Raw genomic sequence first — 23061 nt, 5'->3', positions numbered from 1 at the left:
TGGGTCGTCTGGATCAGGCGAACAGCGGCGGTGCGCGCGGACAGCGCACCCCCTTCGGACGGTCGCCACGGGCGATGGCGACGGTGGCAGACCAGCGGATCGCGCGCTGCGGGATCGCGAGCGAGGGCGCGGTGAGCACCGCCCGAACCACGCTCGAGGCAACGAGATATAGCCGCTCGGCGACGAGAATCAGTGCGGCACAGGCAAAGGCCGCGACGAAGTGTGCGGTGATCATCGGGGCGCTGGGCAGATGCAGCACATCCGCAGCGCCATCGTGATGATCAAGAGTGCCGGTGAGGGCGAAATGGCCGGCCCATTGGCCGCCGAGTAGGGCCGATGCCGCGCGAAACGCTGGGACAGTCGCGAAAGTTCGTGCGGTACGAGTAGCCCGCTCGTGCCGTGCGCCCGCTAGCACCAGGCTTTGGCGGAGGGACGTACCAGGTTGCGCCGCAGCACGTTCGGTGCTGTGGCCACTGGCGAATGTCCCAGCAGCCAGCGAAACCACCAGCAGCAGCGCGATTTCCGCGGATCGCGGCACCCCACCACCACCGAGTCCGTGCGCGGCGACCGCCAGCGCACCGACGAGTACGCCGCAGCCACCACCGCGTAGGCGGGCGGTGAGCTGCGGCGTGGTCACGGCACGGTTCAGCGCACGCCAAGGCGGGCGAGCGCGTCGGTCTCGAGCACGGAGAGCTCGGCCGAGATGGAGGCGTGCACGGCCTTGCGGCGCGCGGCAGGCATCTGCTCGGCGGTGTTCACCGCGACGGTCAGGTCGGTCAGCCGGGACCTGGCCGCGTCGACGAACTTCTTGGTGTCGGCGTCGCCTGGGGCGTCGGCCGCGATCTTGTCGAGCGCGGTCTCGGTGTTGTTGACGCGGGCCTGCAGGCGGGCGCCGTGGCCGCTGAACTCGCCGAGCTGGTCGAGGCCGATGCCGAGCTGCTGCGCCTTGCGGGCGTCGAGCTGGCCGCGCAGGTAGGTCGCGCCGCGGTAGGCCAGCGGCGTGAGCACCGGGACGAGCACGCGGGCGACGCCGAGGTACTTGCGGATCTGGCTCGCGCTGAACAGTTCGCGGTCGGCCTTCGCCGCCAGCTTCTCGGCGGCCTTCTCCTCGGCCTGCAGGGTCGCGATCTGCGCCTTGGCCACCTTGGCCTCGGTCTTGGCCTGTGCTTTGTTCGCGCGCCGGGTGGTGCGCTCGCTCGCCTTGGCGGCCTTGCGCTCGTTCTTGGCGCCCAGCTTCGCCTCCACCGCGGCTTTGTGCTTGAGCGCCTTCGCCTCAGCGCGTCGGCTCGGGCGCCGCTTGCGCTTGCTGAACAACCCCATGAGATCAGGCCCTCCGTCATGCTCGCCAAGTCATGAGGCAGTGCCGGGGTAGCGGCCTGCCGTACTTCGTAGCGTAGTGGGAGGAGGGTAGCGATTGGGCATTGTGTCGGGGGGAGGGACCATACTGGGCGCGTGCGTGCAGCCGAGGACGACTTCGACGGTGGGCCGGGCCTTCGCCCGGTCCCCGCTTCCGCTGCGCTCGATCGAGGTGCCGATTCCACCGTTTCACGGATCGCTTTCCTGGACGCGCGCTCGCTGATCGGCTGCAGGCATCGCCTGCACCTGGACGCCGAGCATCCCGGGGTCATCGCCGAGGTCAGGGAAGATCCCGGGGTACAGCAGCGCAGGGAGGCCGCGACCGCGCATCGCACCAGGGTGCGCGACGAACTCGTCGCCGCCGCCCCCGCCGACTGGGTGGTGATCGACCCGGCGCTGCGCGCGGGGGAGAAGGCGGCGGCGACCATGGCCGCGATGGAGGCGGGTGCCCCGCGGATCTGGGGTGGCCTGCTGCCCCAGGAGGCCGATACCGGCCGTCGCGGCGGCGCCGAGTTCCTGCTGCGTGACGACGACCGCGGCGGCTACATCCCGATCATCGTTGTCAACCACAAGGTCACCGACCCACGCCGTCCCGACCCGGCCGATTTCCACCCATTGACCTCGGATCTGTTCCGCTGGCAGCCGCGCCGCGACAAGCACGTGAAGCTGCGCCCGCAGCCGCGCGACCAGCAGCGCCTCGCGCATCTGTACCGGATGCTGCAGCGCCACGGCATGGCCAGCCCCGCCCTGGTCGGCGGCGCGATCGGCCTCGCCTTCGACCGCATCCTCGTGCACGACCTGACCAATGTCCTGGCCGACTACGACCAGCGCTACGGCGACCGCATCGCGGTGGTGCGCGGCGAGCTGCCGACCCAGCCGTCGAAGGTGCCCGAGTGCAGGCAGTGCCCGTGGTGGGTGCGCGGGCCCGGCGGTAATCCCAGTTGTGAGGGGCAGCTGGCGCTGATGCGTGACGTCAGCCTGGTCGCGCCGGGTTCGCGGGCCGAGGTGCTGCGCGTGCACGGCGTCCAGACGGTCGACGAGCTGGCCGCGTGGGAGGGCGAGGAACCCGACGACTGGCAGCACGGTCCCTTCTCCGAGACGGTGGTCACCGCCCGCGCCTGGATCGCGGGCGCCCCGCTGGTCCGCCGCTTCGACACGGTGAGCGTGCGCCGCGCCGACGTCGAGGTCGACGTCGACCTGGAGAGCTACCAGGAGGACGGCGCCTACCTGTGGGGCACCCTGCTCGACGGCGTCTACCGCCCGTTCGTCACCTGGGACCCGCTGCCCACCGAGGACGAGGGCCGCTCCTTCGGCGAGTTCTGGACCTGGCTGATGCGGGTGCGGGCCGATGCCCACGCCGCGGGCAAGACCTTCGCCGCCTACTGCTATTCCCGCACCGCCGAGGACAAGTGGCTCTACGAGTCGGCCCGCCGCTTCGCGGGCAAGCCCGGCGTGCCGACCACCGAGCAGGTTCGCGCCTTCGTCGATTCACCCGAATGGGTCGACATGTTCCAGGCCGTCACCGATCAGTTCATCTGCCCGAACGGCAAGGGCCTCAAGAAGATCGCCCCGGTCGCCGGCTTCGGCTGGCGCGACCCGGAGGCGGGCGGCGAGGCATCGATGGGCTGGTACCGCCGCGCCGTCGGCTACGACGCCGACCCGGACCTGTCCCAGCGCACCCGCCTGTTCGAATACAACGAGGACGACGTCCGGGCCACCCAGGTACTGCGCGAGTGGATGACGCAACGGGCCGTCGACGAGGTTCCCTCGCTTGCCGACTTCGGTCGGTAATACGATCAGTCGTGTGACTCAGCACGTCGAAACTCTCGAGTTCCAGGCCGAAACACACCAGCTCCTGGAGCTGATGATCCACTCGGTCTACTCCAACAAAGACACGTTCCTGCGGGAGCTGATCTCGAACGCTTCCGACGCACTGGACAAGCTGAAGCTGGCTGCGTTCCAGGACAAGGATCTGGTCGCCGACACCTCCGACCTGCACATCGAGCTGGAGGTCGACGGGGACAAGCGTGTCCTGACCGTCCGCGACAACGGCATCGGCATGTCCCGCGCCGAGGTGATCGACCTGATCGGCACCCTCGCCAAGTCCGGCACCGCCGAACTGCGCCGCAAGCTGATCGAGGTCAAGTCCGATGCCGCCGCCGAGGAGCTGATCGGCCAGTTCGGCATCGGTTTCTACTCGACCTTCATGGTCGCCGACCGCGTCGTCCTGACCACCCGCAAGGCGGGCGAGACCGAGGGCACCCGGTGGGAGGCCGCGGCGGGCAGCTCCAGCTACACGATCGACACCGTCGCCGACGCGCCGCAGGGCACCGCGGTGACCCTCGAGCTCAAGCCTGCCGACGAGGACGATCACCTCTTCGATTACACGCAGGAATGGAAGCTGCGCGAGATCGTCCGCAAGTACTCCGACTTCATCGCCTGGCCGATCCGCATGCAGGTCGAGCGCACCGTGATGGAGGGCGAGGGCGAGGACAAGGTCGAGAAGACCGTCGTCGAGGACCAGACCCTCAACTCGCAGAAGGCGCTGTGGACGCGCCCCCGCAGCGAGGTCTCCGATGAGGAGTACAAGGAGTTCTACCACCACGTCAGCCATGCCTGGGACGAGCCGCTCGAGATCATCCCGATGAAGGCCGAGGGCACCTTCGAGTACCAGGCGCTGCTGTTCATCCCGTCGATCGCGCCGTTCGACCTGTTCACCCGTGAGCACAAGCGCGGCGTGCAGCTCTACGTGCGCCGGGTGTTCATCATGGACAACTGCGAAGAGCTGATGCCGGAGTACCTGCGCTTCGTCAAGGGTGTGGTGGACGCGCAGGATCTCTCGCTCAATGTCTCCCGTGAGATCCTGCAGCAGGACCGTCAGATCCAGATGATCCGCAAGCGCCTGGTCAAGAAGGTGCTGTCCACGGTCAAGGACATGCAGGGCGCCGAGGATCAGACCAGGTACCAGACCTTCTGGGCGCAGTTCGGCCGGGTCATCAAGGAGGGTCTGCTCTCCGACACCGACAACCGCGAAACCCTGCTCACCGTCTCGTCTTTCGCCTCGACTGCCTCGGACTCCGAGCTCACCACGCTCGCCCAGTACGTGGAGCGGATGCAGGACGGGCAGGACGCGATCTACTACATGACCGGCGAAAGCCGTGCGCAGGTGGAGAACTCGCCGCATCTGGAGGCGTTCAAGGCCAAGGGCCGCGAGGTGCTGGTGCTGACCGATCCGGTCGACGAGATGTGGGTCGGCTCGGTGCCGGAGTTCGACGGCAAGAAGTTCCAGTCCATCGCCAAGGGCGAGGTCGATCTGGAGACCGAGGACGAGAAGAAGGAGACCGAGGCGCTGCGCGAGCAGCAGGACAAGGACTTCGCCGATCTGCTCACCTGGCTCGGCAAGACCCTCGACGAGGTCGCCAAGGAGGTGCGCCTGACCAACCGGCTCACCACCTCCCCGGCCTGCCTGGTCGGTGACGTCTTCGACTTCACCCCGATGCTCGAGCGCATGTACCGCGCCTCGGGCCAGGCGCTGCCGGAATCCAAGCGCATCCTCGAGCTCAACCCGACCCACCCGCTGGTCACCGGCCTGCGCGACGCCTACGACGCGCGCAAGTCCGATGCCGACGAAGGCAAGGTGCCCGAGCTCGCCGAGACGGCCGAACTGCTCTACGGCACCGCGGTTCTCGCCGAGGGCGGCGAGCTGAAGGACCCGGCGCGGTTCGCACAGCTCCTCACCGAGCGGTTGACCCGCACCGTCTAGCTGTTCCGCCTCCCCGCGACTTCTGCCGGTCGTGGGGAGGCGGTCGGGTTTCTGCCCGGGCCGGCGGCCGGTCTGTGGGTGCCGTGTTGGGCGTGCCCGATGAGTTACCCATGTTCGAGCGAGATCAGTTGTTCGGATGCCGACTGGCTCGACAGGCCGCACTATGGAGGTATGGCTGCGGGGCACGAGATCCGGCGGGCACGTCCCGACGACTACGACGATCTGATCGCCGTGGTCGACAACTGGTGGGGCAGAACAGTGGTGCACAATCTGCCCCGGCTGTTCCTCGACCACTTCCACCGCACCAGCCTGATCGCCTCCGACGAGGACGGAATCTCGGGGTTCCTGGTGGGTTTCGGTTCACCGTCGGATGCCGACGCGGCCTACATCCACTTCGTCGCCGTCCGCCCCGACGCGCGCAAGGTCGGTCTCGGCCGCACCCTCTACGACGAGTTCTTCGAGATAGTCAGGGCCGACGGCCGAAAAGTGGTCACCGCCATCACCTCCCCGGCCAATTTCACCTCGATCGATTTCCACCGCAGCCTCGGCTTCACCGTCGCCGGCCCGGTCGCCGACTACAACGGCCCCGGCCGCGCGCTGATCACCTTCGAACGGACGCTCTGACCCCACTCGGCGCGAATTCCGTAGTCTGGTCACGATATTGACGGCTTGGTGAGAGGAACGACCGCGTATGTCGGAGGGGACGCCGGTCACGGCACAACCGTGGGATCTGGTGGCCGAGGGCTACGCCGAAGCGGGGGCGACGGTCCTCGGCCCCTTCGCGGCGCACGCACTCGAATACGTCGGTCTCGAAAAGGATTCCGAGATCGTCGACGTCGCCGCGGGCACCGGCCTACTCAGCCTCGCCGCCGCCGAACAGGGTGCGCGAGTACACGCCATCGATCTGTCCGCGCCGATGATCGAACACCTCACGGCAGCAGCCGAACTCGCCGGGCGCACCACGATCACCGCGCAGGTGGGCGACGGCCAGGACCTGCCCTACGAAGACGCGCGATTCGACGCCGGATTCTCCCTGTTCGGCCTCATGTTCTTCCCCGACCGCCCGAAAGGCTTCGCCGAACTCCGGCGCGTACTGCGCCCGGGCGCCACAGCGGTGGTCACCGCTTGGGCGCCCGCTGTCGACTCCTCGCTCATGCGCGCGCTCTTCGGTGCGCTGACCGCAGGCGACCCGAACGCCGCACTGCCGCAACCGGATGCGCGCAGCCTGGAGAACCCCGCTGTCTTCAAAGCCGAGATGTGCGCCGCGGGGTTCGACGAGGTGACGATCCGCAGCCACACGGCCGAGGTGTGTTTTCCGAGCGCGGAAGTCCTGTGGGACACCATGACCCGCAGCAGCGCCCCACTGACCGTGCTCAGACATGAAGTGGGCGAGGAGGAATGGCAGCGCCGCACCGACGCGGCCGTCGAACGCCTCACCGTCACCTACCGCCCGAACACCCCACTGCACACCACCGCCCTGTTCGGCGTCGGCACTGTTCCGCCTCTCCGCGACTCTTGCCGGTCGTGAGTACGTGGTCGGCCGACTGACCGGGCCGGCGGTTGTCCGTTGGGTGGCGTGCCCGGCGAGTTACCCATGTGCGTGCGAAATCAGTCGTCCTGCGAGACTGCCCGCCACCGGGGTCGGTAGCGGGCAGTCTTGTTCAGATCGGGTACCGGCTTATTACCGCGGCGCCATGCGCAAAGCGCCGTCCATGCGGATGGTCTCGCCGTTGAGGTAGTCGTGGCTCGCGATGTACTCGACCAGCTGCGCGTACTCGTCCGGGCGGCCCAGGCGCGACGGGAAGGGCACACCGGCCTCGAGGCCCTTGCGGTACTCCTCGGTGACGCCGGCCAGCATCGGGGTGTCGATGATGCCGGGGGCGATGGTGTTCACGCGGATGCCGAACTGCGCCAGGTCGCGCGCGGCCGGAACGGTCATGCCGTGCACGCCACCCTTGGACGCCGAGTAGGCGATCTGGCCGATCTGGCCCTCGAAGGCGGCGACGGAGGCGGTGTTGATGACAACGCCGCGCTGGCCGTACTCGTCGACCGGCTCGGTCTTGGCGATGGCGTCGGCGGCCAGGCGCATCACGTTGAACGTGCCGAGCAGGTTCACGGTGATGACGGTGCGGAACAGCTCCAGGTCGTGCGGGCCGTTCTTGGACAGGATGCGACCCGCCCAGCCGACACCGGCGCAGTTGACCACGATGCGCAGCGGCGCCGGGCCCTCGGTGATCTGGGCGATGGCGGCCGCGACCTCGTCGTTGCTGGTCACATCGGCCGCGATCAGGGTGACCCCGGCCGGGACGTTGTCGCCGGCGCGCTCGATGGACGCCGGGACGTCAAGGCCGAAGACGGTGGCGCCCGCGTCGGCGAGACGCTTGGCGGTGGCGGCACCGAGGCCGGATGCGCCTCCGGTGACGATGGCGGCGGAACCCGAAATCTCCACGATGGTCCTCTCGTTCGTGACAGCCAGTTGGCACTTCGTCAATTGCACCCTAGCGGGTTCCGGTGAGGTGCACATCACCCCTACCGCCGCGTTCGGATGCGCTGCGAAAATACCAGCGAACACCCATGTTTTCCGGTGGTAACGTGCCTTCATGAGATCGTTCTCCGGTCCATCGGTGGCCGGACGCAAGGTCCTGATCACCGGGGCCGCTCGCGGGATCGGCGCCGCATTGGCCAGGAGGCTTGCCGCGCGGGGCGCCCATGTGGCCCTGCTCGGCCTCGAGCCGGAACTGCTTGCCGAGGTGGCCGCCGAATGCGGTGACGCCCCGTGGCGCTACTGCGATGTCGCCGACCGCGCCCAGGTCGACCGGGTGGTCGAGGCGCTGGTCGCCGAACTCGGCGGGCTCGATGTGCTCGTCGCCAACGCGGGCATCGCCAAGCAGATGGCGATGATCGGCGGCGATCCCTCGGTCCTGGAGGAGACCCTCGCCGTCAACGTGCTCGGTGTCGCCTACGCCGTGCAGGCCGCGGGTCCGCATCTTGCCCGCCCAGGTGGGTATGTCCTGATGATGTCGTCGATCTCCACGGCCGTGCAGTTGCCGCTGGCCGGCGCGTACAGCGCGTCGGCGGCGGCCGTCGAGTCGCTGGCAGGCACCCTGCGCTGTGAGCTGCGCCAGACCGGCGCGCGGGTCGGCATCAGCTACTTCGCCGAGATCGACACGGACATGACCAGCCGCGGCTTCGGCACCGCCGCCGCGCACACCGGTCTCGGCGAGACCAGCCTGACCGGCGTGTCCCCGATCGGTCCCGCCGTCGAAGCGCTGGAACGAGCGATCGCGCGCAGGCGCAAAACTGTCGTCTCACCCTGGTGGGTCTCCCTCGTCCTGCCGGTGCGACCCTTGGCGCAGCTGCTGGTGCAGTGGTTGCTCGGCAAGCGGGTCGCCCGCGCGATCGAGATCGCGCGCGCCGAGGACGTCCCTTTCACCACCATCCAGCCTGCCCGACCACGGAGAATGGAACGGCAAGCCTGACCTGATTCTCGAGGCATCAGGGCCGAGAATCCGCAGCACCAGCCGCCAACAACACGGAGTTCGACGATGAGCGATTCGGCATCCACCCTGCGCCAGCTCCCGCGCGGACGACACCATCTCTCGCGCGAAGAAGTGGTGGCTTCCCAGCGGGAACGCATCCTCGTCGCGATGGGGGAGGCGATGACCGAGGGCGGCTACGTCGGAACGCCCGTGGCCGCCGTGCTCAAACGGGCAGGGGTGTCGCGTGAGACCTTCTACGAGCTGTTCCGCTCCAAGGAGGACTGCTTCGCCGCCGCCTTCGACCGGGTCTCGGCCCTGCTGGCCGAGCGGCTACAGGGCGTGATCGCCGAGACCGCCGATGCCGACGCGTTCACCAGGATGGACAGCATCCTCACCGCCTACTTCGACCACATGATCGACGACCCGGCCTCGGCCCGGCTGTTCCTGGTCGAGGTGTACGCGGTCGGGCCGTCGGCGATCGAGGCGCGGATGGAATTGCAGAGCCGGTTCGTCGCGGTGGTGGCGGCGATGCTCGGTGCCAAGACCACCGAGCAGCAGTTCGCCTGCGCGACCCTGGCCGCCGCGATCGGCGCCATGGTGACCGGCAAGATCGCCGGCGACGATCTGGACGGCCTGCGCGCGCTGAAGGAACCGCTGATCGACCTGGCCCGCCGCTCGGGTCCGGTCTACGGCACCGCGTTCGCCGGCTGATCCGGCGCCGCGACTTCCCTGCGCGGTCGGTAGAACCGCCACGCGCCGATACCGAGCCCGGCCACGACCGGGACGAGCAGCGCCAGGCCGGTCGAACCCCAGCCGCCGAGGCCGGCGACGAACGCGTCGAGCACCGTCTTCGTCGCGAAGAACAGGAACAGCAGGCCGGAAGCGAAGGCGATGCCGCGTTCGGGCAGGTGCTTACCCGCCAGCTTGCCGACCAGGATCGCCAGGCCACCGGCGGCGACCATGCCGATAGTCGAACCGATCCAGACCGCGAGCCAGCCGTTCTTCGAGGCCAGCGCGGCGGCGGCGAACATGGTGCGGTCGCCGAGTTCGGCGAGCATGAAGGCGGAGATCACGACGAGGAAGGCGTTGCGGGTGCTCGGTGGCGGCGCGTCCTCGGCGTCCTCGGCGGAGCCGAGCGCGTCGCGCAGCGTCCACAGGCCGACGACCAGCAGCGTGAGCGCGGTGACGACGGCGATGGCGTTCGCGGGCAGCGCGGTACCGAGGAAATGGCCGACACCGGCGGCGATGAGGTTGACCGCAACGCTGGCGACACTGATCCCGGCCAGCACCACCCACCAGCGATAGCGCAGCGAGAACGTCAGCGCCATCAGCTGCGATTTGTCGCCGAGCTCGGCGAGGAACAGAACGCCGAAGCTCAGCAGGATCGTGGCGATCATGAAAGTCAGCTCCCAGGTGGACACTCCGGCCTGTGGCTGAAGAAACGGGTGCGCCTCCAGCCACACCGGTCAACGGATCGGTTCGTGGCCGAAGGTCTCGCCCACCGGTGGTGACCGGTTCGCGCAGCCGGACCGCGCCGAATGTGGCGCCGATCAGTATGTCGACTGGGCGATTGCGGGCTACTCCCCTTCGCTGCTGTCCACCCTAGCCCGATTGCTACCGATACGCCAACTGTGTGTAATCGAAATCGCAATGGGCGCAATAAGTTTGGCGATGCGGCCGCGATAGTTCGGTTTCCCTGATTCGCGTGCGCCGGACGGCCGTTGCCGGGAATTCGCCAGGCCTGGCCGGTGAAAGTCTCAGGCCGCCAGCAACATTGCCAGAACGGCGGTATCGGGATCGCTGATCAGATCCATCCCGACCCGGCTCACCAGCGAGGTGACGGTCCCGTCGAGCTCGGCCTCGGCCCACGCCGCGCGATGCTCGAGACCCAGATGCGGCACGCCGGGCAGCAGCACGCAGCCCGAGGCCACGCCCACGCATTCGGGCAGCGACGGCCGGGTCTCCGACGGCGGATGCAGCATCAGCAGGGCGGGCGGCACGTGATCGGCGAACCGGCCCGGCTCGACCGCTTCCTCGCCAAGCACCGGCCCCTCCGCCAGCACCAGGCCGACGGTGCCCGGCTCCGGATCGTCGGGCAGCTCTTCGCGCACGCCGAAGACGGTCGAGGTGACCAGCAGACCGGGCATCGATGCCACCCGGACCGCGAGCACAAGCACCTGCGCCCACTCCTTGGTGGTATCCGGCCACCGGCCCGACACGACGAATCCCTGCAGATGACCGCGCGCCTGAAACGGCGTGATCCCGATCGGACCGTGCGTCGTCATGATGGCCTCCCGATATCCGGGGGCTTCGCTGCCCTGTACTTCAAGGAATAGCCCGGAAACCATCTGGCACACAAGTACCAATGAGTGCTAACCGGACAAAACGACAACGGGCTCGGACGCGGTGAAACCGCGTCCGAGCCCGTCGCAGGGTTTCTTAACCGAAGATCAAGCCCTTGCCCTGGGTCACGGCGCGGGCGAAGCGCTCCTGCACGTCGGCCCAGTTGACGACGTTCCAGAAAGCGGTCACGTAGTCGGCCTTGACGTTCTTGTACTGCAGGTAGAAGGCGTGCTCCCACATGTCGACCTGCAGCAGCGGGATGATGCCGATCGGCACATTGGCCTGCTGGTCGTACAGCTGGAAGGTCAGCAGCTTCTGGCCGAGGGTGTCGTAACCCAGGACGGCCCAGCCGGAGCCCTGCAGGCCGTTCGCGGCAGCGGTGAACTGCGCGCGGAACTTGTCGAACGAACCGAACTGGTCGTCGAGCGCGGCGGCCAGGTCACCGACCGGCTTGTCGCCACCGTTGGGCGAGAGGTTCTTCCACCAGATGGAGTGGTTGGTGTGGCCACCCAGGTGGAACGCCAGGTTCTTCTCGTTCAGGAAGATGGCGGCGTGGTCGCCGGCCTCACGGGCGGCTTCCAGCTTCTCCAGTGCCGCGTTGGCGCCGGCGACGTAGGCGGCGTGGTGCTTGGTGAAGTGGATCTCGTTGATCTGTCCGGAGATGTGCGGCTCCAGCGCGCTGAAGTCCCAATCGAGTTCGGGCAGTGTGTAGACGGCCACGATGTCCCTTTCCGTGTGTCGGGCTGTGTGCGCCCATTCGGTCGAGCACACCAACCATCATTCGTACACCCGCTCGCTGCAACCGCAGGCGTGTGGTCCCTCATTCCCGGGACAGAGCGGGTGGTGCCGAATCGGCCCGGATTACAGCGGAGGGGCGACGTCGGCCTTGGATGCCCTGGTGTCGCCGGAATCGTGTGCGGCCCACCAGCGGCGACCGCCATCGACGAACTCCGCCATGGGGATTTCCTTGCCACCGAGGTCGGTGACGGCGATCTTGTCGAACCAGACGCGGACATCGAGTTCCCGCGGATCGATGCCCTCTTCCTGGGAGAACTCGATGACGTGCGCGGCGATGCGCTGATCGAGCACCGTGTCGAAGCTGAGCAGCTCGCTCCACAGTGTCCAGCCGCTGTCGTCGAGATCGATGAATTCCCAGCCGTGCAGCCCGCCGCCGCCGAAACTCTCGATCGCTTCGTCGAGTTGGTCGAGGGTCAACGGGAGAACCCTGGCCTCGATGTCGTCCCAGCGCTGGATGCGCAGGGAAGCGGCGACCCGGGTGACTCCGGTGAAGGTGAGCAGGACTTTCGCCTCGGTCGGCGCCGGTCCATCGGCGGGTAGCGTCAGCACCTCGAGAGCGAGTTGCAGCCGCCCCGCCGTGGCGTCCACCTCTACTCCGAGACAGGTTGATTCGGACAAAGCGGTATTCAGGCCGTTGATGTCGAAACTGTCGAGTAGCCCCCTGCTCACGTTCATGCGCTCAGGCTACCGATCTGGCCGCCCAGATCCCAGGATTTAGGATTTTCTCTAGTGATGTCGTTTTTATGGAACCGAAACGGCCCGGCTCGCGTCCAAGTAGATGTCGGGACCGATGTGATCGCGGAATCCCGACGTCAGCGGCGAGCGGCCGCTCCGGGATGACATGGAGGGGAGTCTCGGATCGGCCGTTTCGCCGACTGGCTTCCCCGGCTCCACGTCGGTTGATAGCCCACGCCTCACGATTGTGTGCTGACCGATAGCTGAGGCCTGTGGATCAAGTTGTGGATTCTGTGGATAACCCCCATCCATCCACAGACCGCGCACAGCCTCGCCCCCCGTCGCTGCCGACATGGCAGGATCGAGGCGTGACGAGCTCCGATGTTCCCACGGTGCCGGTGGGTGCGGTACCCGCCGCGTTCGACGACGCCGAGCCGGTGGCCGGCGCCCAGCTGCTCGACGTGCGCGAACCCGACGAGTGGGAGCTCGGCCACGCGCCGGGCGCGATCCACATCCCGATGGTCGACGTGCCGGCCAGGATCGACGAGATCGACATCGACGCCGAGGTGTACGTCGTGTGCAGGCAGGGCGGGCGCTCGATCGAGGTGGTCAAGTACCTGGCCCACATCGGGTACGAGGCAGTGAACGTCGCGGGGGGAATGGTGGCCTGGCAGCAGACCGGGCGCCCGGTGGTCGCCGACGGCGAGCACGAAGCCAAGATCTACTAGTCCGGAACGGGGTGCGCGGGTGAGTTCGGTGGTGCAACCATGTGCACGCTGTGGCGCGCGGTGGGCCGTGCAGGGCGCACCGATGCACTGGTGCCCCCGCTGCCGTGGCGTGCTGCTCTCGCCGGGCAAGGTCGACGCGCCCGCCTCCCAGCGCAACTACCGCTGGGTCGCGCGCAGGCCGGATCACCGCATCCGCAAGGCCGGGGCGTCGACCACGTCCGCACCGCTCGGCCCGACCCCGCGCTATACCGAGATTCCGCGCTGGGGCCTGCTCGATCCGCCACCGGCGCCCGGTCGCGTGCCGGAGCGACCGCTGCGTGGCATCGCGGCCAACCGCGATCTGCTGCTCGTCGTCACCGCGCTGGCCTTCCTGGTCGCGGCCTGCGCCGAATACGGCCGGTACCTGATCCTGCTGCGCAACCGGACCACCCTCATCCCCAGCTGGCTGCTGTGGATCTCCGATATGTCCGTGTGGGTGTTCGGCGTCATCGCGCCGCTGTGTGCCCTCGCCGCCGCGCTCGCGCTGGTCGGGTGGCTGATCGAAGCGCGTCGCGCGAGCTTCGCCGCGCAGGGCAGGCGCGATCCGCGGCGCCGGTGGGCGCTGATCCTCGGCTGCCTCGTGCCCGGCGTGAACCTGATCTGGCCCGCCGTCTTCCTCATCGAGCTGCTCGGGCCCGCGGCCGATCCGCGTGCCCTGCGGGCCGTGCGGGTCTGGTGGGCGGCCTGGGTGCTCAGCGGCCTGATCCTCCTCGGCGCGACGCTGTGGCGCGACGCGTCGACCTTGCAGGCCGAGGCCGACGGTGTCTCGTTCACCGCGTTCAGCGATCTGTGCGCGGCCGGTTTCGCGGTGCTCACGCTGTGGACGGTCCGTCAGCTCGAAGGCCGCGACCTGCGTGGCGCGCCGCGCACAGCGCATCGCTGGGTGATGGCCGCCGATCCCGCCGAGGTCGTCATCGCCCCGGTCCAGCCCGGTGTGCCAGCGACCGGGCAGGATGAGTTCGAACGCGCGAATCCCGCCGAAACACGCGAGAATACGCAGGAGGAGGTTGTGGCCAAGTGAGCCAGGGCAATCGCGCGCCATTCGTTGTCGCGCACCGTGGTGCGTCTGCGGCGCGCCCCGAGCACACCCTCGCCGCCTACGAGCTGGCGCTCGAACAGGGTGCCGACGGTGTCGAGTGCGACGTCCGGCTGACTCGCGACGGGCACCTGGTCTGCGTGCACGATCGCACCGTCGACCGCACCTCCGACGCCACCGGCCTGGTCAGCGAACTGACCCTGGACGAACTACGCGACATGAACTTCGGCACCGACGACGCGCCGTCCGGTGTCCTCGCCCTCAGCGACCTGATCGGCCTCGTGCTCGACTGGCGCAGCAGGCCGACCAAGCTGTTCATCGAGACCAAGCACCCCGTGCGCTACGGCGCGCTGGTGGAGAACAAGGTGCTCGCCGAACTCCAGCGTTTCGGGATCGCGACGCCCGCCTCGGCCGACCACTCCCGTGCGGTGGTGATGTCGTTCGCCGCGACCGCGGTCTGGCGGATCCGCCGCGCCGCCCCGCTGTTGCCGACCGTACTGCTCGGCGAATCGTCGCGTTTCCTCGGCGGCGGTGCGGCGACCACTGTCGGCGCGACGGCCGTCGGCCCTTCGGTGAAGACGCTGCGCGAGCATCCCGAACTCGTCGACAAGGCCGCCGCCGCGGGCCGCGCCACCTACTGCTGGACCGTCGACGATCCCGACGACGTGAAATTGTGCGCGGACCTCGGCGTCAGCTGGGTCGCCACCAATCACCCCGGCCGCACCAAGGCAATGCTCACCGGCGTGTGAGTTTCCGCCGGGTCGCGCGCACCGACATCGCCACCCGGCCATAAACTCTCGCCGTGGGTAAAAGCAAGCGGAACAGTCCGAAGCCCGACAGTAATCGGGCTCAGCGTCTCGCCGAGCGGCGTGCGGCGCAGGAGCAGGCATCTGCGGCCCCGACACGGCCGTTCGAGGGACTTGCTGCCGAATGTGACCTGGTGGCGCTGCGGGAGTTCGTGCCGTCGGCGACCGCGACCTTGAAACTGGTGCCCGGTGTCGCCGCCGAGCGCACGGTGACGCTGGCGACGGTGCTGCCCGGTGCGGTGGCCGCGCTGGTCCGCGCCGGCGACGAGCCGGTCGGCTTCGTCGGCACGCAGATGCAGCACCAGGGCACCGACCCGTCGGCCGATATCGCCGCGGCGATCCTGTGGACCCAGTCCGCCGAGCCCGGCGAGTCGCTGAACTCGGCCGAGTCCGTCGACGGCGGTCCGCGCCTTGCCGACGTCATCGATCCTGGCGCCGACCTCGAGCTCACCGTGCACCAGGACTTCGACTGGTGGGTGCCCGAGGGCGTGACCCCCGATCCGCAGGTGTCGGCGACGATCGAGCAGGCCAAGCAGGCCATCATGCCGTCGGCGCGACTGAACCTGGGCGGCGACGGTGTCGGCGCGGCGTGGTGGGTCGACGCGGGCGAGAAGGCGCATGTGCGCTGGGTGCGTCCCGAGGACGAGGACAAGCTGATGCTGGCGCTGGCTCGCGTGCACGCCGGGGGCGGCCTGCACATGGGCGAGGGCTCGCGCTTCGCCGGTTCGTTCCGTACGCACGGCCTGCTGGTGCCGGTGTTCGACCTCGATCCCGAGCGGCACCCCACCGAGTGGGAGGGCCCCGCCCGCGAGTTCGGTGCGCGGCTGGCCGAGGCGCTGGCCTCGGACGCCCCGATGACGGGCGAGGAGCGCCGTTCGCGCGACGGCCTGCGTTCGCGTCAGGTCACCCTGCGCTGAATCACATGAAATAGAAACGCGGAACGGATTCGGCTCGCTGCGCGCGAGCCGAATCCGGACGAACGTCTCTCAGAGGTGGCCGCCCGCGGCGGACGGGGCACCGGACGCGTCGGACGGCGTCGACATCTCCCGTGCGATGAAGTTCTCCAGGTCGAACAGGTTCGAACCGGCCCGGTCGGCGATGTTGAGCAGCGTGTTCATGCGCGCGACTTCCTCGACCTGCTCCTTGAGGAACCACTGCATGAACTGCTCGCCGAGGTAGTCGCCTTCCTCGCGGGCGGTGCTGGCCAGTTGGATGATCTGGTCGGTGACCGTCTTCTCCTGGGCCAATGCCAGCGCGATCGGCTCGCGGGCGTCCTCGAAATGCGACTTGGCCGCATCGATGCCAGCGATGTCGATGTTGACATCGCGGTCGAGGAAGTATTGAACGATCATCATCGCGTGGTTACGTTCTTCCACGGACTGCGCGTAGAACCGCTTGGCCAGCTGCGGCAGATCGGCATTGTCGAACCACACCGCAATGGCGATGTACTGGTGTTCGGCATTGAACTCATGTCGGATCTGGTCTTGAAGCAGGCTGTGGAATTTGCTGCGCGGGTTTTCCGAATGACTCGACATGTCGGCCACATTAGCGCTGGTCACAGGCCTTGTCATCCAAGTGCAACCTTATTGAGGGAAGTATTTCCTAACCAAGTATTCCCTAACTAAACCTGCCCTGCCCCAGCCATTTTCGGCGCTGTGTTGTCCGCCGGGACCTTGCCCGTCAGCTCGCGCCGAATGAATTCCTCCACGTCGAAGAGATTTTGCTGCCGGTCCAGCACGGTGAGCAGTGTGCCCATCTCCGCGACGTCGGCCACCTGCTCTTTGAGGAACCACTGCACGAATTGTTCGCCGAGATAATCCTGGGCGGTCCGCGCCGCCGCGGCGAGTCCGCTGATCTGCGCGGTGGCCGCCCGCTCACGGTCGAGCAGGAAAGCGATCGCGGCGCGCGGCGAATCGAACTCGGAGCGCACTTCGTCGAGGCCCCCGATTGTCACCGAGATGTCACGGTCGAGCAGATACTGGACCATTCGCATCGCATGACCGCGGCTCTGCGCCGACCGGGCATAGGTCTGCGCGGCCAGCTCGGGTAGTCGCTGCGTGTCGAAGTACACGGCGGCGGCCAGATACTGTTGCGCGGCGGTCAGCCCGTGCCGGATCTGGTCTCGCAGCAGCTCGATGAACGAACGGTCCTCGGCCATACCGTCGACGTTACCGCGTCAGCAGGTCCTCGGGAATCTGTTGGTCGTTGGCCAGTGCCTCGAAGAAGCCGGGCGCCTTCGATTTGTCCCACAGCAGCACGTTGCCCACGTCGGTGTCGTCGAAGCCGCCGATCGGCACGCTGGTGGTGACGGTGTCGCCGCGCATCGCCCAGCCGAGGGCGGCCAGGTTCCAGATGTGGTCGCCGTCATCGACTTTCAGCGAACCGGCAACGCCGGTGGCCATCGGCCACAGCGCGAACGGGTTGGCCAGCGTGCCCATGCTCGTCGCCTTCTTCAGCAGCGCCGACATGAACAGCCGCTGATGGTTCATCCGGTCGACATCGGCGCGCGGGGTGGCCCTGGTGCGCACGAAACCGAGCGCTTCCGGGCCGGTCAGCTCCTGGCAGCCCGCGGGCAGGTCGAGCCCGGCGAGCGGGTCGACGATCGGCTCCTCCAGGCACATCTCGATCCCGCCGAGCGCGTCGACCACGCCGGCGAAACCGCCGAAGCCGATCTGGGCGTAGTGGTCGATCCGCAGGCCGGTCGCGATCTCGACCGTCTGCACCAGCAGCGGCGCACCGCCGAGGGCGAACGACGCGTTGAGCTTGTCCTTGCCGTGGCCGGGAATGCTGACGTAGGAGTCGCGCGGCAGGCTGACCATCGTGGTCGGCCCGGACGACGGGATGTGCACCAGCATGATCGTGTCGGTGCGTTCGGGACCGGTGTCGCCGCCGGTCGCCAGCTCCTGCTCCTGCTCGGTCGACAGGTCACCGCGGCCGTCGGAACCGACCAGCAGCCAGTTCGTGCCCGGTGTATCGCCGATCCGGTCGCTGTAGGAGGTGAGCGCGGGGATCCGGGTGAGCGAGTTGTCGAGGTGGATGACCGCGGCGATCAGCCCGACGATCAGCGCCACCACGATCAGCGTCAGCCACCGGAACGGATGCCGTCTGCGCGGCCGTCGCGGCGGCCTGGCCTGCCTGCCCACCTCGGGCGGGGGCGGGGTGCGCCGGGGCGGGACGCCGTCGTGATGGGGGACCGGGCGCTGGGTCGGCGCGTGCCGGACCGGCTCGCGATGCGGCACCGGGCGTTGCGTCGGCGCGTGCCTGCGCGGCTGCTCGGTCGGCATCTGCGAGTAGGCCAGCGGCTCCCCGCCGCGGCCGTCACGGTGCAGGACCTGGGTCGGCTCGATATGCGAGGCGGGAGGTTCCCGGCGCGGCGCGGGGTTGTAGCGGACCGTCGGACCGTCGCCGGGCGGTGGCATGCGGCCCGGCTGGGGGGTGCCGCGCCGGACCGTCGGCTCGTTGCCGGGCAGCGGACGGCCCTGATGTGGACCGTTGCCGCGCCCAGGTGGCGGCAGCGGAGGACCACCGGGGCGGCCTGCTTGCGGCGGCACCCGGCGCCTACGCGGGTCATCGCGGGGATCGTCGCCGTTCATCACTGGGGCACTCTACTGATCGTCGGGTGCGCGGGTCGGTTGTGCGCGCTCGGTCACTACTGGGATACCCCGCTCGGGTGCCCGTGTTAGCGCGAAACGCGAGGATGTGGCCGGACTCGCCGTGACACGCCGCTCACGGCAGCCAACCGACACGACCGCGCAGCACGGTGTAGCCGAGGTAGGCGACCGCGTCGATGGTCGCGTGCGCCAGGATCAGCGGCCACAGCCGGTTCGTGCGCTGCCAGTACCGGCCGAAGAGCAGGCCCATCACGATGTTGCCGAGGCCGCCGCCGATCCCCTGGTAGAGGTGGTAGCTGCCGCGCAGCAGTGCCGAGGCGAGCAGCGAGCGGTTGTCCGACCAGCCGAGCTGACGCAGCCGGGTGATCAGATAGCCGACCACCAGCACTTCCTCGGCCACCGAGTTCGCACAGGCCGACAGGATCAGCACCGGCAGCCGCCACCAGTGCTCCGACAGCGAACTCGGCACGATGGTGACGCTGAATCCCAGCGCGTGCGCGAGCAGATACAGCCCGAGCCCTGGCAGCCCGATCACCGCGGCCAGCACCAGACCCGGCACCACATCGGCGCGCCCGATCCTGGCCAGGCCGATCAGCCGCGGCCCGATTCCGCTGCGCCACAACAGGTACAGGCCGAGCGCGGCCCAGGCCAGCAGCCGGGTGACGCTGACGAGCTGGAACAGCAGGTCGAGCAACGAGTTGTCCGACCTGGAGGCGTTGAGCGCCACCGTGCGCCCGCCGACGCCACCGGGCGAGAGCGCCGAATCCAGCAGTGCCAGACCGGCACTGATCCCGCTCAGCCCGAAGGTCACCAGCAATACGATGGCGATCTCCATCCGGAGACCGAACCGTTCCCGCTCGCTCAGCTGGGTGTCCGGAGGATCGACGCGCATGTCGCGCAGTGTAGGCAGCCCGCGGTGCGAGGGCCCGGGAGCGGGTTCAGATGCGGCGCAGGCCGTTCAGGTAGGGGCAGCCCGCCAGGATGCGTACCGCTTTGCTCAGCGATTGGACGTCGTCGGCGGGGGTGGCGAACGGCAGGCGCACGTCGTGGTCGCCCTCGGTGCTCTCCACGCGCAGGGTCAGGCCGTAGCGGTCGATGGCCAGCGGATGCACCATCCCGCCGCGCAGCCGGGTCGGCAGGTGCCGGGCCAGCTGGGCGACGATGTCGGCGTGGTCCTCGGCCATGTGCTGCAGCCAGGCGCTCTCGAGTTCGCAGAACGGGTCGGGCGAGGCGGCGCGCAGGTCGGAGTGGTCGACCGATTCGGCGCCGGAGGTGTCGGCCAGCACCGCCGAATTCACCACAACACGCAGCAGGGTGACCCCGTGCCCGACATCGAGCAGCCCCGGATGCGGGAACTCCTTGGCGATCTCGATCGCGAGCGCGCGCTGCGCCTGCTCGGGCACCTGCCGCACCCAGCCGCGCAACCACACCAGTGCCCGGACCGGCTCGCGCAGCGGCAGCGGCGCGTGATCGGTGAGTTCGAGTACCGCGGAGGTCTCGTTCGCCGTCGCGGCCAGCGCCGCGGCGAGGGAACTCGCGGGCACCGCGATCACCGCGTCACCGCACCGGCGCAGGTGATGCAGCGTGGTCGGCACCGGATCGATGCCGGGGAGCGCGAGCATCGCCGACTCCGCGTGCGCGCACGCGCTGCGAACGCGCTCGGCGGTCGTCGGCGCGAGGATCGTGGTGGGGCTCGACATTGACAACCTCCGCGAACTGTTGTTTAGGTAAACCTAAGCTAAGTTACCGCGGTCATTCGCGCAAGAGGGACACCCCGGAGAATCGCCGGGAATTCCGCATCTACGGTGGTCTGATGACGCACGATGACCACGCGACTCCCGCCGAACCCGTCCTGGTCACCTTGTCGACGCCAGCCCGCCGCAGCCTGGTGGCCGGTCTGGTCCGGCCGCAGGGCAGCGCGCCAGACACCGCGGAAGTCGTCGACGTCGACATTCCCGATGCCGAACTGGCGGCGTTCCTGGTCCGGATCGCCCATGCCGACCACGGCTTCGTCGCCCGTACCGCCAGCGGCACCCGTGCTGTCGCGATCGTCGCCGGTACGGTCGCCGCCCTGTGCGGCGAGGACATCCCGACCGCCCTCGCGAATCCCGATCTCGAATTCCTGACCTCGCTCAAGCCGCCGGCTATCGAAGCGACCCGTACGGTTCTGCTCGCCGTCGAAACCGACGATGAGCAGGCGATCACGGATGCTCTCCGCGTACTGGATTCCTGAGCCGGGCCGACTTCGGACAACGATCCAGCTAATCTTTCTGTGTGCCGCGTATTGCGTATTTCGGGCCGTCCGGGACGTTCACCGAGATGGCTCTGGCGAAGTTCGAGAACTCGGGGGCCTTCGACGGCCCGGTCGAGCGAGTAGCCGCGCCGAGTCAGGGTGCGGCGCTCGATCTGATCCGGTCTGGCGATGTCGACGGCGCGGTGGTGCCGATCGAGAGTTCCGTCGAAGGGTCGATTCCGGCGACGCTGGATTCGCTGGCCATCGGGCCGCGGCTGCAGATCATCGCCGAGACCGAGCTCGAGGTGGCCTTCACGATCGTCGCGCGCCACGGCATCACGCTCGACCAGGTGCGCACGCTGGCGGCCTACCCGGTGGCGGCCGCGCAGGTCAGACAGTGGGTGGCGCGGAACATGCCGGACGCGCGGCCGTTCACGTCGGCCTCCAACGCGGCGGCCGCCGAGGACGTCGCCGCGGGAACCGCCGACGCCGCGGTGTCGACGGCACTGGCGGCCGAACGGCTCGGACTGGCGACGCTGGCCGCCGGGGTTGCCGACCACGACCAGGCGATCACCAGGTTCGTCCTGGTGACCAGGCCGGGCGTCGCGCCGCACGCGACCGGCGCCGATCGCACCTCGATCGTGCTCGAACTGCCGAACGAGCCCGGCTCACTGATGCGCGCGTTCGCCGAGTTCGCCACCCGCGGCGTCGATCTGACCAGAATCGAGTCGCGGCCCACCCGTACCTCGATGGGTACCTACCGCTTCTACCTGGACTGTGTCGGGCACCTCGACGATCCGGCGGTCGCGGAGACGTTGAAGGCATTGCATCGCACGGCGCAGGTCCGGTTCCTCGGATCGTGGCCCGCGTACTCGGCGGTCGGTACGCCGCCCCCGTCGGACGAACCTGCCGCAGAATGGTTGACGCAATTGCGAAAGGGGGTCGCTGACCTATGACTACACGCGCGAAGCTGGTGCTGGTGCGGCACGGCGAGACCGAGGGCAACGTCGCGAAGATCCTCGATACCCAGGTGCCCGGTCTCCCGCTGACCGAACGTGGTGTGGCGCAGGCGAAAGCGTTCGGCGCGAGCCTGATGCGCGCGCCGCAGGTGCTGGTGTCGTCGGAGGCGCTGCGTGCCCGGCAGACGGCGAGCTACATCGAGGCGGCCACCGGCTCACCCGCCCATATTCTCGACGGACTGTTCGAGGTGCAGGTCGGCGAGCTGCACGGGCGCTCGGACCAGGAGGCGCACGACTTCTTCCAGCAGATCTACCGCGGCTGGCACCACGGTGAACTCGATACCAGGGCACCCGGCGGCGAATCAGGTCACGAGGTGCTCGACCGGATCGTGCCGGTACTCGAAGGGCTGCGCACGGAGTTCCTCACCGGCGACGCCGACGGTGACGTGGTGGTCGTCAACCACGGCGCCGCCATGCGGCTGGTCGCCAAGACGCTGGCCGGGGTGGCGCCGCCGTTCACGACGAACAACCACCTCGACAACACCGAGACGATCGAACTGCTGCCCACCGAGGACGGCGGCTGGGAGTGCCTGCGCTGGGGCAGGTTCACGCCGCCGTTCACGGTCAAGGCCGAGCCGACGGCCGACGACCCGATGGGGTGATCACCCCAGGTTGTCGGCCTTCGCGGCCGGGAATTCGGTACGGATCGGCAGTGATTCGATGAGATCGGCCACCGCTGTCCGCAGGCGCGCGTTCGTGCCGGAGGCGATGGACGACCACTTCACGCCGTCGTCGGCGACGCTGGCGGTGATGATGAATCTGCCCGCGCGCGTGTTGAACACGGCGATGTGGTTGTCCTGGATGTCGCGGGTGCCGTCACCGTAGGCGACGCCGACGATCTCGGCGTAGGAATGGATCTCCACCAGCGCCGAGGCGAGCGCGGGCGCGTCGCCGGCCGGTTTGCCGATCTTGCTCAGCCGCTCCGTGGTGGCCGCGACGTCACCGGTGTCACCGAAGATCGGCGCGAGTTCCTCGGTGGGGGCGTTCATCCCGTACAGCTCGAGCGCCTCGGACTGCCCGAGCGCCTGCAGTACCGCGCCGGGCAGGTCGAGGCCGGCGTCGTCGATGACGTAGGACTCCGGCCCGCGCAGGGCGACGACCCCCCCCGGGGGGCCCCCCGCCCCCCCCCCCCCCGCCCCCCGGCCCCCCCCCCCCCCCCCCCCCCCCCCCGCCCC

General features: G+C 68.7%; 26 protein-coding genes. 13 read left to right on the top strand and 13 right to left on the bottom strand.

The window, feature by feature from the left end; all coding sequences use genetic code 11:
• Nucleotides 1–13: 13 nt before the first annotated feature.
• Both ACWF82_RS31890 and ACWF82_RS31885 read right to left on the bottom strand, forming a co-directional pair.
• The gene (locus ACWF82_RS31890) at nt 14–637 is read right to left on the bottom strand and encodes a hypothetical protein (RefSeq protein ID WP_452507253.1); all 624 of its coding nucleotides are present in this window, start codon (nt 635–637) and stop codon (nt 14–16) included.
• An 8-nt stretch (nt 638–645) separates the two neighbouring features.
• Nucleotides 646–1320, bottom strand: a complete 675-nt coding sequence (locus tag ACWF82_RS31885) for a DUF6474 family protein (RefSeq protein WP_452507251.1) — start codon at nt 1318–1320, stop codon at nt 646–648.
• A gap of 231 nt (nt 1321–1551) precedes the next feature.
• Between ACWF82_RS31885 and ACWF82_RS31880 the strand changes: the two genes are divergently transcribed.
• From ACWF82_RS31880 to ACWF82_RS31865, 4 genes are all read left to right on the top strand, one after another.
• Nucleotides 1552–3147 (top strand): TM0106 family RecB-like putative nuclease, encoded by a 1596-nt coding sequence (locus ACWF82_RS31880; RefSeq protein WP_452507273.1) that lies wholly within the window; start codon nt 1552–1554, stop codon nt 3145–3147.
• 13 nt (nt 3148–3160) lie between these two features.
• Entirely contained in the window at nt 3161–5119 is a 1959-nt protein-coding gene (htpG, locus tag ACWF82_RS31875) for a molecular chaperone HtpG (RefSeq protein ID WP_452507249.1), read from the top strand.
• Nucleotides 5120–5290: 171 nt separating this feature from the next.
• Entirely contained in the window at nt 5291–5743 is a 453-nt protein-coding gene (locus ACWF82_RS31870) for an N-acetyltransferase family protein (protein ID WP_452507247.1), read from the top strand.
• A 67-nt stretch (nt 5744–5810) separates the two neighbouring features.
• Entirely contained in the window at nt 5811–6647 is an 837-nt protein-coding gene (locus ACWF82_RS31865; RefSeq protein ID WP_452507245.1) for a class I SAM-dependent methyltransferase, read from the top strand.
• A 153-nt stretch (nt 6648–6800) separates the two neighbouring features.
• On the opposite strand, the gene ACWF82_RS31860 is transcribed toward ACWF82_RS31865, so the two are convergent.
• On the bottom strand, nt 6801–7568 hold the full coding sequence (locus tag ACWF82_RS31860; RefSeq protein ID WP_189031900.1) for an SDR family NAD(P)-dependent oxidoreductase: 768 nt from the start codon (nt 7566–7568) through the stop codon (nt 6801–6803).
• Between the two features lie 151 nt (nt 7569–7719).
• Between ACWF82_RS31860 and ACWF82_RS31855 the strand changes: the two genes are divergently transcribed.
• Together ACWF82_RS31855 and ACWF82_RS31850 are read left to right on the top strand one after the other, a co-directional pair.
• Nucleotides 7720–8598, top strand: a complete 879-nt coding sequence (locus tag ACWF82_RS31855) for an SDR family NAD(P)-dependent oxidoreductase (protein WP_452507242.1) — start codon at nt 7720–7722, stop codon at nt 8596–8598.
• A gap of 66 nt (nt 8599–8664) precedes the next feature.
• Nucleotides 8665–9309 (top strand): TetR/AcrR family transcriptional regulator, encoded by a 645-nt coding sequence (locus tag ACWF82_RS31850; RefSeq protein ID WP_452507240.1) that lies wholly within the window; start codon nt 8665–8667, stop codon nt 9307–9309.
• Here ACWF82_RS31850 and ACWF82_RS31845 read toward each other — a convergent pair.
• From ACWF82_RS31845 to ACWF82_RS31830, 4 genes are all read right to left on the bottom strand, one after another.
• Nucleotides 9285–9995, bottom strand: coding sequence for a TMEM165/GDT1 family protein (locus tag ACWF82_RS31845; protein ID WP_452507238.1), 711 nt, complete (start codon nt 9993–9995; stop codon nt 9285–9287). The genes ACWF82_RS31850 and ACWF82_RS31845 overlap by 25 nt on opposite strands.
• 360 nt (nt 9996–10355) lie before the next feature.
• The gene (locus ACWF82_RS31840) at nt 10356–10883 is read right to left on the bottom strand and encodes a peptidase (RefSeq protein WP_452507236.1); all 528 of its coding nucleotides are present in this window, start codon (nt 10881–10883) and stop codon (nt 10356–10358) included.
• Nucleotides 10884–11037: 154 nt separating this feature from the next.
• Nucleotides 11038–11661 (bottom strand): superoxide dismutase, encoded by a 624-nt coding sequence (locus ACWF82_RS31835; RefSeq protein ID WP_189031919.1) that lies wholly within the window; start codon nt 11659–11661, stop codon nt 11038–11040.
• A gap of 141 nt (nt 11662–11802) precedes the next feature.
• Complete coding sequence (locus ACWF82_RS31830; RefSeq protein ID WP_452507234.1) at nt 11803–12414, bottom strand: hypothetical protein; 612 nt, start codon at nt 12412–12414, stop codon at nt 11803–11805.
• A gap of 368 nt (nt 12415–12782) precedes the next feature.
• On the opposite strand from ACWF82_RS31830, the gene ACWF82_RS31825 reads away from it, so the two are divergent.
• From ACWF82_RS31825 to ACWF82_RS31810, 4 genes are all read left to right on the top strand, one after another.
• Entirely contained in the window at nt 12783–13142 is a 360-nt protein-coding gene (locus tag ACWF82_RS31825; RefSeq protein WP_378848675.1) for a rhodanese-like domain-containing protein, read from the top strand.
• 82 nt (nt 13143–13224) lie between these two features.
• Nucleotides 13225–14202, top strand: coding sequence for a DUF4328 domain-containing protein (locus tag ACWF82_RS31820; protein WP_452507232.1), 978 nt, complete (start codon nt 13225–13227; stop codon nt 14200–14202).
• The gene (locus ACWF82_RS31815) at nt 14199–14966 is read left to right on the top strand and encodes a glycerophosphodiester phosphodiesterase (RefSeq protein WP_452507230.1); all 768 of its coding nucleotides are present in this window, start codon (nt 14199–14201) and stop codon (nt 14964–14966) included. The genes ACWF82_RS31820 and ACWF82_RS31815 overlap by 4 nt, the downstream gene beginning before the upstream one ends.
• 53 nt (nt 14967–15019) lie before the next feature.
• Entirely contained in the window at nt 15020–15940 is a 921-nt protein-coding gene (locus ACWF82_RS31810) for a DUF5926 family protein (RefSeq protein ID WP_452507228.1), read from the top strand.
• 69 nt (nt 15941–16009) lie between these two features.
• On the opposite strand, the gene ACWF82_RS31805 is transcribed toward ACWF82_RS31810, so the two are convergent.
• The 5 genes from ACWF82_RS31805 to ACWF82_RS31785 form a co-directional block, all read right to left on the bottom strand.
• A complete protein-coding gene (locus ACWF82_RS31805; protein ID WP_452507226.1) occupies nt 16010–16558 on the bottom strand; it encodes a ferritin in 549 nt (182 codons plus the stop codon).
• 86 nt (nt 16559–16644) lie between these two features.
• Complete coding sequence (locus ACWF82_RS31800; RefSeq protein WP_452507224.1) at nt 16645–17181, bottom strand: ferritin; 537 nt, start codon at nt 17179–17181, stop codon at nt 16645–16647.
• 10 nt (nt 17182–17191) lie between these two features.
• Nucleotides 17192–18616 carry an LCP family glycopolymer transferase gene (locus ACWF82_RS31795; protein ID WP_452507222.1) on the bottom strand — a complete coding sequence of 475 codons (1425 nt, stop codon included), beginning with the start codon at nt 18614–18616 and terminating at the stop codon, nt 17192–17194.
• 133 nt (nt 18617–18749) lie between these two features.
• Nucleotides 18750–19526, bottom strand: a complete 777-nt coding sequence (locus tag ACWF82_RS31790) for a CPBP family intramembrane glutamic endopeptidase (protein ID WP_452507220.1) — start codon at nt 19524–19526, stop codon at nt 18750–18752.
• Nucleotides 19527–19572: 46 nt separating this feature from the next.
• Complete coding sequence (locus ACWF82_RS31785; protein ID WP_452507218.1) at nt 19573–20334, bottom strand: DUF2470 domain-containing protein; 762 nt, start codon at nt 20332–20334, stop codon at nt 19573–19575.
• Between the two features lie 113 nt (nt 20335–20447).
• Between ACWF82_RS31785 and ACWF82_RS31780 the strand changes: the two genes are divergently transcribed.
• The 3 genes from ACWF82_RS31780 to ACWF82_RS31770 are packed head-to-tail and all read left to right on the top strand — an operon-like array spanning nt 20448 to nt 22488.
• Entirely contained in the window at nt 20448–20867 is a 420-nt protein-coding gene (locus tag ACWF82_RS31780) for a hypothetical protein (RefSeq protein ID WP_452507216.1), read from the top strand.
• 41 nt (nt 20868–20908) lie between these two features.
• The gene (gene pheA / locus ACWF82_RS31775; RefSeq protein WP_452507214.1) at nt 20909–21823 is read left to right on the top strand and encodes a prephenate dehydratase; all 915 of its coding nucleotides are present in this window, start codon (nt 20909–20911) and stop codon (nt 21821–21823) included.
• On the top strand, nt 21820–22488 hold the full coding sequence (locus ACWF82_RS31770; protein ID WP_452507212.1) for a histidine phosphatase family protein: 669 nt from the start codon (nt 21820–21822) through the stop codon (nt 22486–22488). The genes pheA and ACWF82_RS31770 overlap by 4 nt, the downstream gene beginning before the upstream one ends.
• Here the strand turns inward: ACWF82_RS31770 and ACWF82_RS31765 are convergent, their stop codons facing one another.
• Entirely contained in the window at nt 22489–22953 is a 465-nt protein-coding gene (locus ACWF82_RS31765) for an ESX secretion-associated protein EspG (protein ID WP_452507271.1), read from the bottom strand.
• Nucleotides 22954–23061: the final 108 nt, after the last annotated feature.

This window comes from Nocardia sp. NPDC055053 (assembly GCF_053608285.1).
This window is presented reverse-complemented; position numbering and strand designations above follow the sequence as displayed.